General features: G+C 47.7%; 10 protein-coding genes. 6 read left to right on the top strand and 4 right to left on the bottom strand.

From position 1 onward, the window contains the following. Nucleotides 1–384: 384 nt before the first annotated feature. Both ACR0QN_RS13275 and ACR0QN_RS13270 read right to left on the bottom strand, forming a co-directional pair. Nucleotides 385–1,206, bottom strand: a complete 822-nt coding sequence (locus tag ACR0QN_RS13275; protein WP_432651702.1) for an ECF transporter S component — start codon at nucleotides 1,204–1,206, stop codon at nucleotides 385–387. A 263-nt stretch (nucleotides 1,207–1,469) separates the two neighbouring features. Then, nucleotides 1,470–2,471 carry an ABC transporter substrate-binding protein gene (locus tag ACR0QN_RS13270; protein ID WP_432651701.1) on the bottom strand — a complete coding sequence of 334 codons (1,002 nt, stop codon included), beginning with the start codon at nucleotides 2,469–2,471 and terminating at the stop codon, nucleotides 1,470–1,472. Nucleotides 2,472–2,671: 200 nt separating this feature from the next. Here ACR0QN_RS13270 and ilvB point away from each other — a divergent pair, with 200 nt between their 5' ends. The 4 genes from ilvB (at nucleotide 2,672) to ACR0QN_RS13250 (ending at nucleotide 6,176) form a co-directional block, all read left to right on the top strand. After that, complete coding sequence (gene ilvB / locus ACR0QN_RS13265) at nucleotides 2,672–4,288, top strand: biosynthetic-type acetolactate synthase large subunit (protein ID WP_432651700.1); 1,617 nt, start codon at nucleotides 2,672–2,674, stop codon at nucleotides 4,286–4,288. 25 nt (nucleotides 4,289–4,313) lie between these two features. Next, nucleotides 4,314–4,802: an acetolactate synthase small subunit gene (gene ilvN, locus ACR0QN_RS13260; RefSeq protein ID WP_432651699.1), complete on the top strand. Its 489-nt coding sequence runs from the start codon at nucleotides 4,314–4,316 to the stop codon at nucleotides 4,800–4,802. A 70-nt stretch (nucleotides 4,803–4,872) separates the two neighbouring features. After that, entirely contained in the window at nucleotides 4,873–5,889 is a 1,017-nt protein-coding gene (ilvC, locus tag ACR0QN_RS13255; protein ID WP_432651698.1) for a ketol-acid reductoisomerase, read from the top strand. Between the two features lie 104 nt (nucleotides 5,890–5,993). Further along, on the top strand, nucleotides 5,994–6,176 hold the full coding sequence (locus ACR0QN_RS13250) for a DUF6774 domain-containing protein (RefSeq protein ID WP_432651697.1): 183 nt from the start codon (nucleotides 5,994–5,996) through the stop codon (nucleotides 6,174–6,176). 66 nt (nucleotides 6,177–6,242) lie between these two features. Here the strand turns inward: ACR0QN_RS13250 and ACR0QN_RS13245 are convergent, their stop codons facing one another. Beyond that, nucleotides 6,243–7,439: a sodium ion-translocating decarboxylase subunit beta gene (locus ACR0QN_RS13245; RefSeq protein WP_432651696.1), complete on the bottom strand. Its 1,197-nt coding sequence runs from the start codon at nucleotides 7,437–7,439 to the stop codon at nucleotides 6,243–6,245. An 18-nt stretch (nucleotides 7,440–7,457) separates the two neighbouring features. Further along, nucleotides 7,458–7,841, bottom strand: a complete 384-nt coding sequence (locus tag ACR0QN_RS13240; protein WP_432651695.1) for an OadG family protein — start codon at nucleotides 7,839–7,841, stop codon at nucleotides 7,458–7,460. 257 nt (nucleotides 7,842–8,098) lie between these two features. Between ACR0QN_RS13240 and ACR0QN_RS13235 the strand changes: the two genes are divergently transcribed. After that, nucleotides 8,099–8,560 carry a MarR family winged helix-turn-helix transcriptional regulator gene (locus ACR0QN_RS13235; protein WP_432651694.1) on the top strand — a complete coding sequence of 154 codons (462 nt, stop codon included), beginning with the start codon at nucleotides 8,099–8,101 and terminating at the stop codon, nucleotides 8,558–8,560. A gap of 17 nt (nucleotides 8,561–8,577) precedes the next feature. Then, nucleotides 8,578–10,359: a 1,4-alpha-glucan branching protein GlgB gene (glgB, locus tag ACR0QN_RS13230; protein ID WP_432651693.1), complete on the top strand. Its 1,782-nt coding sequence runs from the start codon at nucleotides 8,578–8,580 to the stop codon at nucleotides 10,357–10,359. The last annotated feature ends 167 nt before the right edge of the window (nucleotides 10,360–10,526 follow it).

The following is a 10,526-nucleotide window of genomic DNA, read 5'->3' as shown; positions in this document are numbered from 1 at the left end:
TTCAGCTTGTCGATAAAGTGGAGAAATGAAAAAAGTTGCACAAATAAACATAACACTAAAAGTTTCGCTCAAGCCTTTTCCAAAGGCTTGCAGGTTTCCAAAGGGCGGCGCCCTTTGGTCGCCCTCCGCAGAGGGCGAAATCTCCTTTTATCCTTCAAAACTGAGCAAGGGGTGAGAAATGCGACAGCATTTCGAGGGGAGGCGAACACGACCGCCTCCCCTTGTAGAGCGGTTGGGATAACTTACCCTCAAAAACGTTCCGGTGGAACGTTTTTGACAAAGCAATTTCTGTATGGGTTTGTGCATATTATATAATTGTCGTTTCTTTTTCGACAGACTGAAACGGCTGAACTTTCCAGGTTCAGCCGTTTTGATGTATATGAGTTATTCTGTTTCGGCAGGTTCTTCTCTCTCGGGTATCTCGACCTTGAGATAAGATTTAAGGTAATCTATCTGATATTGAAGATCGTCGATCTGCGCCGCATAAGCCGCTTCCTTTTCAGCCTGCTTCTTTTCAAGCTTGTTGGTGTTTGCAAGGTTGATGGTGTAAAGAGCGGTCACGATAACAGCAAAAGCGGTAAGCCCTGCGGTAAGGGGATTGAGCCAGCCCTTGCTTTCTTCCTTTTCTGTGATAAAGGGAGCAATGCCTGTGTGGGCAAGTGCTTTTGAAAGAGCAAAGTAAAGGGGGATTGCTATAACGCAGGCAAGTACGCCGTTAATGGTCGATGTTATCGCATTGACGCCTGTGAGCTTTAGTGCCACCGAAACAGGCTCGCCTAAAAGTATCTGACTGATAAAGGTCTTGAGGAGATACAGAACGATGTACACAAGCTGACCTGCCACAGCGCCGAGGATAACGGCAGTCTTTTCATTTGTAGTTCCGTGCTTTCTCAGATGACCTGCGGTAAAGCCCATTGCGAATTTGGAGAAAAAGGTGTAAGGTGCCGAAACGATATACACGGGGTCAAAAAGATCGTAAAGCGCCGCACCGATACCCGAAGCAAGACCGCCTTTAAGCCTTCCGAAAAGCAGACCTGCCAGCAGGCACATAGAATTTCCCAGGTGTATTCTTGTAACGAGTGCGCCGTTTGGGATCTTTATCTGTAAATAATTTCCCGCATAAACAAGCGCCGCCATAAGTCCCACGATAACAAGGGAATAAAGCTTTCGGTTCCCCGAAGTGCGCTGAATGGATTTTTCTGACATAATAAACAGCCTCCCTGATAATTTTTCCAAATATCATATTACTCCTATAGGATTAAAAAATCAATTCCGAAGATTTTTGGTAACAAATACCTCGGAATGTGCAGACTGTACTATTTATAATGGAGAGGATAACAATATTTTTGACGTTACAAACAAATAAATTCCCCATAAAATCACAAAAAAATCCTCTTGCAAGAAAATTTGATAATTTTTCGCAAGAGGAATATGTATAAAATGTGCAATATGCCGATATGTGGATTTAATCATTCATTAACATCTTCCGGAATATTTTCTGAGACCTCCGCAGTCTCAAATCCTGTTTCCGCCGCTGTTTGGGGAATTTCCGCAAAATCTGCACCGCCCGTATCTTCACGCACAGCTTCGGAAATTTTCCTTGTTATCCTTGCAAGACGTGCGGTAGGGCGCTCGGTGAGAGAAGCGTCTATCACAAAAACGTGTCCCTCGGAAAATGCTGAGAGCTGAGAGGACAGCTCGCTGTCGATATCCGAGGACTCAAGGGGGTGCGCAAGGAGTATGACCTGGGGGTCTGCGGCAAGCAGCTCCTCGGGAGTAAGGGTCAGAGATGTGTTTCCTGCAGCAATATTTTTTCCGAAATGAGCAGCGTAATCTCCCGCAAAGGAGTCACCTGTTGCAGCGGAAAATCCGTCGTCGGTGATGTTCATAATAAACACAAGGCTTTCGCAGGAGCCTTTCGCCTCGTTCAGAGCCGCTCTCAGGTCTTCCGTTGCCCTGTCAGCCTTTTCCTCGCCCTCAAGGCTGCCCGAAAATATCAGGGAGAGGGAGCGGTAATTCTCCATCAGCTCCTCTGCGGAACGGGGCGCAGGAATGCTGAGAACCGATATCCCTGCCTGTGAAAGACGAGTAATGTCCTTGTTTGCGATAGGACTTTGTGTAATGAGCAGGGCAGGGGATAGCTTAATTATCCCGTCAATATCGGGGTTTACGGCGGAACCCACAGCAGGGACAGCCTCCGCTTCCTCCGGATAATCGCAGTAATCGCTTCGGCATACAAGTCTGTCGCCGTATCCCAGCTCGAACAGCATTTCCGTTACTGCAGGAGACAGGGAGCCTACAGTTTCGGGTGAGCTGTTAAAGGTAAGTCCTCCTGCGGTAACGGGATAGGGAGCGGCTTCGGAAACGGTAACGTCAGCCATTACTGCCTCTTCCTCTTCTTCATTTATCTGAGTGCAGCCGCAAAGAAGTACTGCCGCCGCCGAAAGAATAAGTATCAGTTTTTTTATCATAAGTTCATCTCACAGCTTTAATTATAATAAATACACATCTAATTATATCATATATCCCCGAAATTATGTGAACAAAAAGTTAAATCATTTATTTGGCAAATTTTATTTCCAATAATGCTTGACGAAAAAAAGGGATTGTAATATAATATATTTGTATGCGGATAAAAATTCGTAAATTTACCGAAAGGTCGTGAAGAGGAATGATACGTGCTGCTGAAGCAATGGTTAGATGTCTTAGATCGGAGGGCGTCAAGGTCGTCTTCGGCTATCCGGGTGCGGCAATTTGTCCTTTTTATGACGAACTCTACCGTTCAGATATACATCACGTGCTCGTAAGGCACGAGGCAAACGCAGGCCACGAGGCAAGCGGATATGCAAGGATAACCAACAAGCCTGCGGTGTGCATAGCCACATCGGGACCGGGCGCCACAAATCTCCTTACAGCAATAGCTACTGCCTATGCCGACAGCGTTCCCCTTATCTGCATTACGGGACAGGTCTCCACAGACCAGATAGGCTGCGACGTTTTCCAGGAAGTGGACATCACAGGTGCAGCTCAGCCCTTTGTAAAGCACAGCTATCTTGTAAAGGACGCTTCAATGCTTCCCCGTATATTCAAGGAAGCTTTTTATCTTGCAGGTACGGGCAGAAAGGGACCCGTTCTTATTGACGTTCCTATTGATATCCAGAACACGCTCATTGATTTCGAATATCCCGAGACCGTTACAATGCGTACATATAAGCCCACCGTCAAGGGCAATCCTATGCAGATAAAGAAGATCTGCGAAGCTGTTGAAAATGCAAAAAGACCCCTTATCTGTGCAGGCGGAGGAATTTTCCTTGCAGGTGCGGAAAAGGAGCTTATCGAATTTGCGGAAAAAGCAAAGGTGCCCGCTGTTTCCACTATGATGGGACTAAGCCTTTTCCCCACAGACCACCCCCTGTATCTGGGAATGCTGGGTATGCACGGCGTGAAGTCCGCAAACCGTGCGGTGAACGAGTGCGACACTATGATACTCATAGGCGCAAGAGTGGGCGACAGAGCAGTAAAATCCCCCACATTCCTTGCGGAAAATAAGCAGATAATCCACATTGATATCGACCCTGCGGAAATAGGCAAGAATATTCCCGTTGATATCCCTCTTGTAGGCGACTGCAGGACTATCCTTTCCGAGCTTACCGAAAAGATAGGCGTGGTAAGCCACGATGAATGGCTCTCCGAGCTTGCCGAAATAAAGAACGATATCCCCGAAAATGAGGAAACAGAGGGCTTTATCAATCCTAAGGTGTTCCTCAGAAAGCTTTCCGACAGAATGCCTGCGGACACTGTATGCGTTGCCGACGTGGGACAGAACCAGATATGGTGCTGCAACAACTACGGCATTAAAGAGGGCGGCAGATTTATGACCTCCGGCGGTATGGGTACAATGGGCTACTCTGTTCCCTGCGCTATAGGCGCAAAAATGGCTGCTCCCGAAAGAGAAGTTATTGCAGTATGCGGAGACGGCTCCTTCCAGATGCAGATGATGGAGCTTGCCACCATTATGCAGGAAAAAATTGCCGTTAAGATGATCGTTATGCGCAATAATTATCTCGGTATGGTAAGAGAGCTTCAGACAAAAAGCTATGGCGACAGACAGATCGCAGTAGGTCTTGACGGAAGCCCCGATTTTGTTGCTCTTGCACGTGCATACGGCATTGAGTCCGACAGAGTTTCCACAATGGCTGAGGCAGAGGAGAAGATAGAAAAGCTTGCTTCTTCGGACAAGCCCTATCTCCTTGAATGTGACGTTTACAGCCTTGAGTCCACTCTTTGATATTTCTGAAAGGATAGATACATATATGAAACACACTATTTCCGTTCTCGTTGAAAATCACGCAGGCGTTCTCTCCCGTGTTTCGGGACTGTTCTCACGCAGAGGCTTCAACATCGACAGCCTTGCTGTGGGAGAGACCGATGACCCTGCGATCTCCAGAATTACCATAGTTGCCGACGGCGACGAGCACACCGCTCAGCAGATCGAAAAGCAGCTCAACAAGCTTGTGGACACAATGAAAGTCCGCACTCTTGCTCCCGACGAGCTTCTTGCAAGGGAGCTGCAGCTTATCAAGGTAAACGCCACCCCCGCTCAGAGAAGCGAGATACTCACTATCTGCGAGATAATGGGCGCAAAGATCATTGATATGACCGCTAACACCCTCACCATTGAGATATCCGATTCCACCGTTCATCTCAAGAGAATGCACGATCTTCTTGAGGGCTACGGCATCAAGGAAATTGTCCGCACAGGCGTTATCGCTATCCAGAAGGGCAGCGTTACCATTAAATAATTTGCTTTTAAGGCGTTTTGCCTTGAAATATACTTAATTTATCCATAATATTCTATAGGAGGAATTTAAAATGGCTAAAATTTTCTATCAGTCCGACTGTGATCTCGGCAGACTCGACGGCAAGACCGTTGCTATCATCGGTTACGGTTCTCAGGGTCACGCTCACGCTCTTAACCTCAAGGACAGCGGCGTAAACGTTGTTGTAGGTCTTTACGAGGGTTCCAAGAGCAAGGCTAAGGCTGAGTCTCAGGGTCTCAAGGTAGTTTCCGTAAGCGAAGCTGCTAAGATGGCTGATGTTATTATGATCCTTATTCCCGATGAGAAGCAGGCTGACGTTTATAAGACCGATATCGCTCCTTATATGACCGCAGGCAAGACTCTTGCTTTCGCACACGGCTTCAACATTCACTACGGCTGCATCGTTCCCCCCAAGGACGTTAACGTTATTATGATCGCTCCCAAGGGCCCCGGTCATACCGTAAGAAGCGAATACCAGGCTGGCAAGGGTGTTCCTTGTCTTATCGCTGTTGAGCAGGACGCTACAGGCGACGCTCAGGATATCGGTCTTGCATACGCTCTCGGTATCGGCGGCGCAAGAGCAGGCGTTCTCGAGACTACATTCAGAACTGAGACCGAGACAGACCTCTTCGGTGAGCAGGCAGTTCTCTGCGGCGGCGTTTGCGCTCTTATGCAGGCAGGCTTTGAGACTCTCGTTGAGGCAGGCTACGATCCCAGAAACGCTTACTTTGAGTGCATCCACGAGATGAAGCTCATTGTTGACCTTATCTATCAGTCCGGTTTCGCAGGTATGAGATACTCCATCTCCAACACAGCTGAGTACGGCGACTATGTAACAGGTCCTAAGATCGTTACAGAGGAGACCAAGAAGGCTATGAAGAAGGTTCTCGCTGATATTCAGGACGGTACATTTGCTAAGGAATTCCTCCTTGATATGTCTCCTTCCGGCAGACAGGTTCATTTCAAGGCTATGCGCAAGCTTCACGCTGAGCACCCCTCCGAGGTCGTTGGCGAAGAGATCCGCAAGCTCTACAGCTGGAACGGCGAGGACAAGCTTATCAACAACTGATTTTATCCATAATATATTTCGGGACTGCTGTGCTTTGGTGCGGCAGTCCTTTTTCACGCTTGTTTGCTGTATGACATATAATATCTCGGAGGGGGTAATATAAAATGACTTCCACCGAGCTTATAGTGTCCATAACCGCCGCCGCTGCCGCCATTGCCGCCGATATTCCCGACAATGCCCAGCTTTCGCTTGCAGCAGCCGCTTTTGTTCAGCTTGGGGACACCCTTGAGGTCATAGCAGCGCAGAGAGATCTTTGCGATACAAAGTGCGGCGAGCCACAGAAATAAAATAACTGCTTTCGGTTAATAAGCTCCGAAAGCAGTTATTTTTATCCTGTTAAATTGTATTAAAGCTTAGTGAGGGATAATGCTCAGCAGAACGCCTGCTGCAACTGCGGAACCGATAACTCCCGCAACGTTGGGACCCATAGCGTGCATAAGAAGGAAGTTTGTGGGGTCTGCCTCCGAACCGACCTTCTGAGACTGTCTTGCAGCCATAGGAACGGCGGAAACGCCTGCGGAACCGATAAGGGGATTTACCTTGCCGCCTGTTACGAGGCACATAAGCTTTCCGAAGAGAACGCCCGAAGCTGTTCCAATGCTGAATGCGATAACGCCGAGAACGATGACCTTGAGGAAATCCCAGGAAATAACATTCTGAGCAACTGTAGTGGCACCAACGGAAATTCCGAGGAAAATAGTGATTATGTTCATAAGCTCGTTCTGAGCGGTCTTGCAGAGACGGTCAACAACTCCGCTTTCCTTGAAGAGGTTTCCGAGCATAAGCATACCAACCAGAGGAGCTGCTGAGGGAACGAGAAGAGCAATGATAATTGTAACTGCGATAGGGAAGATTATCTTCTCTGTCTTGGAAACGGTTCTGAGCTGAGCCATCTTTATCTTGCGCTCCTTTTCGGTGGTGAGGAGACGCATAATGGGGGGCTGGATAAGGGGGACGAGAGCCATATAGGTATATGCTGCAAGGGCAATTGTTCCTGTGCTTACGCTGCACTTGTCATTTAACAGCTGACTTGAAACGTAAATTGCCGTAGGTCCGTCCGCACCGCCGATGATAGCGATAGAACCTGCCTCCACAGCATTGAAACCGAGAGCGGCAGCACCGATGAATGTAAGGAAAATACCTGCCTGTGCGGCAGCTCCGAGAAGGAAGCTTTTGGGATTTGCGATAAGGGGAGCAAAGTCCGTCATACAGCCGATACCCAGGAAGATGAGCGCAGGATATATCTGGAGCTTGACTCCGATATACAGGTAATCCAGAAGTCCGCCGTTTGTGATAATATTGCCGAAATCAACGTGACCCGCTTCGTCAAGCACCCAAAGTTCGGGGTGATACATTCCGGTGCAGGGCAGGTTTGTGAGGAGCATACCGAATGCGATAGGGAGCAGGAGCAGCGGCTCAAACTTGTGCTTTATCGCAAGATACATAAATGCGAAAGAAATCAGGATCATTACCACGTTCTGCCACTGAAGAGCGGCGAGACCCGAGCTTGCGATCAGATCCTTGATCGTGTCTAAAAAAATCTGTAACATAGGAACTATCCTTTCCTTTTAAAATGCACGGGTGTTTTCGCTGCGTGCGGCTCTTGCCCAGGAGTTGCCGGCGCCCATACCGCCTGCACGCTTGATGCTGCGTATTCTGAGAGGCTGACCCATTTCCTCGCTCATTGCAGCAACGGCTGCGGCGATGACTGCGATTATCTCGCTTTCGTCCTCGGCGTCCTGTGAAACGGGAGCAGGCTCCTTTTGAGGCTGAGGTGCGGGAGCAGCTTCGATCTTCTTGCCGCCCTTATCCGATTTTCCTGACTTTAAAGCGGTGAAGATCTTTCCCATTATCCACACAGCGACGATGAGCAGAATAAGGGCTACGAAAACTATGACAAGGCCCGAAATAACAACAGCACCCACATAGCTCCAATCCATCTGCATTTCCATAAATTTGCTTCAATCCTTTCCTTGAAAGGCAAAACCTTCCGAAATTCAAAACTTAACATTATTATACTATATTCCGCAAAAAAATGCAAGGAATTTTTGAAGCATTTCATTTCCGTATTTTTAACATATAAAAAATTTTTTTATTTGCAGAAAAATCAACAAAATTTATTGACATCTAAAAAATAATATGGTATAATTTGCTTAGAATATTTAACAGTATTAAATATTTAGTCTGTTAACTTTCGGGAGGTGTCAAGGTGGACGATAAAAACAACGGACTTGCCGTAAAGCTGTTTGAACAGCTTAAAGAGCTGTATTTCAGCAGATCTCCCGTAGGACTTGAAGAGTTTTTACAAGGCGAGATGAAGGTGCTGTCGTTTATAAACCGTGAGGACAGAGAGCTTCTCCCGGGGCAGCTGTCCTCGTCGTTGGAAATGACGGGAGGGCGAATTGCGGGGATACTTCGCTCCCTTGAGAAAAAAAGGTACATTACCCGCAGGACGGACGAGCTTGACAGGCGGCGTGTGCTTGTCAGCATTACCGAAAGCGGCAGCAGGTATATAGTGAGCCGCTCGGAGGCGCTTGAAACAAAGCTTGATATGCTTGTGACGGCTATGGGCAGGGACAACACAATAAAGCTTATCGACTCGCTGGACCTTTTTGTAAAAGTGTCCGAAAGAATATTTGAAAACGACGGCGACATTCGTCCCGATGAATAAAAAGGAGATCTTCCGTTATGGATATGCACGAGTTTTTTATGGGAAATATTTTTGACGCATATGATTTCTTCGGCGCTCACCCCGACGATACGGGAACAGTTTTCCGCACCTTTGCACCCTCGGCTGTGAGAGTTTCCATTATCGGAGAGTGGAACGGCTGGAAGGAAGAAGCTATGCAGAAAAACGGGCAGGTCTATTCCTACCACTCTCCCGATGCACGTAAGGGTATGATGTATAAATACGTCATCTATTCACAGAGCGGCAGAAAGGAGCACTGTGACCCTTACGGCTTTGCAATGGAGCTTCGTCCTGCCTTTTCGTCCATCATAACCGACCTTATGGACTATAAATTCACCGATATAAAATGGATGCAGAAGCGGTCTAAAAATTACGATAAGCCGATGAACATTTACGAGGTGCATCTGGGTTCGTGGGCAAGAGATCCCGATAACGAAAACGGCTGGTTTACATATTCGGAAATAGCGGACAGGCTTATTTCCTACGTTAAGGAGCACGGCTACACTCATATCGAGTTTATGCCCCTGAGCGAGCACCCTGCGGACTGCTCCTGGGGCTATCAGAACACGGGATTTTTCGCTCCCACATCAAGATACGGCACTCCCGCACAGCTTATGGAGCTTATCGACAAGTGCCACAACAGCGGCATCGGCGTTATTATGGACTTTGTTCCCGTTCATTTTGCCATTGACGATTACGCTCTGGCTAAATATGACGGAACCTGTCTTTACGAATACCCCAACGGCTCGGTGGGACAAAGCGAATGGGGAACTTACAATTTTATCCATTCAAGGCGTGAGGTCTGCTGCTTTCTGCAGTCCGCCGCCAATTACTGGCTGTCCGTCTATCACTTTGACGGATTACGAATGGACGCCATCAGCCGTGCGATTTACTGGCAGGGCGACCCTGCAAGGGGAGTAAACGGCTGTACTGTTGAATTTATAAAGAAGATGAACGAGGGGCTTCACAGGCTCCACCCCACGGCAATGCTCATTGCTGAGGACTCCACATCATTCCCGAAGATAACTGCTCCCGTACAGTACGGCGGTCTGGGCTTCGACTATAAGTGGGATCTGGGATGGATGAATGACACCTTCGATTATTTCCGCACGCCTCCCGAGGAGAGAAAATATCATCACGGAAAGATAACCTTCTCGATGATGTATTACTATAACGAGCTGTACCTCCTTCCCGTATCCCACGACGAGAACGTTCACGGCAAAGCAACTGTCATTCAGAAAATGTGGGGCGATTACGACGTGAAATTCCCCCAGGCAAGGGCGTTTTATATGTATATGTACTCACACCCGGGAAAAAAGCTCAACTTTATGGGGGGCGAGTTTGCGCAGTTCCGTGAATGGGACGAAACCAGAGAGCAGGACTGGGAGCTTCTGAAATACCCTCTTCACGACTCGTTCAGACGGTATATGACCGACCTTTCAAGGATATATGATAACCGTCCCTCCCTGTACAGCGGCGAATACAATCCCGACTGCTTCAAATGGATACTTGCCGATGAAAGCGAGACCTCCGTATTTGCATACAAGCGCTGCGCCGAAAACGAGACCACAGTTATCCTTCTCAACCTTTCGGACAAGGAGCAGAACGCTGTCATACCAGCCGAGGACATTAAGCGGCTGAAAGAGCTATTAAACTCGGACAGCACCATTTACAGCGGCAGCACGCCTGTTGAACCTGATGTTATCATTACTCCCGACAATGAGACAGACAGCTTCACCATTACCCTTGCGCCCTTCTCCGGCAGGATATTTGACGCATAATTTTTTCGTTCCCTGCATATATCTGTAAAAGGTAACATCTAAAAACCCCTGTACAAAAAAGAAAAAAAGTGGTAAAATAGAGATATGAAAATAAGACAGATAGGGTTCTTTGATGAGGAGAACCGATACAAGAAATTAACAGAATTAGGCGATCCGCTGGAGAAACT

This window comes from Huintestinicola sp. (assembly GCF_050874005.1).
GTDB lineage: Bacteria > Bacillota > Clostridia > Oscillospirales > Ruminococcaceae > Huintestinicola.
The sequence above is the reverse complement of the archived record's forward strand: the minus strand, read 5'-3'. Positions and strand labels throughout refer to the sequence as shown.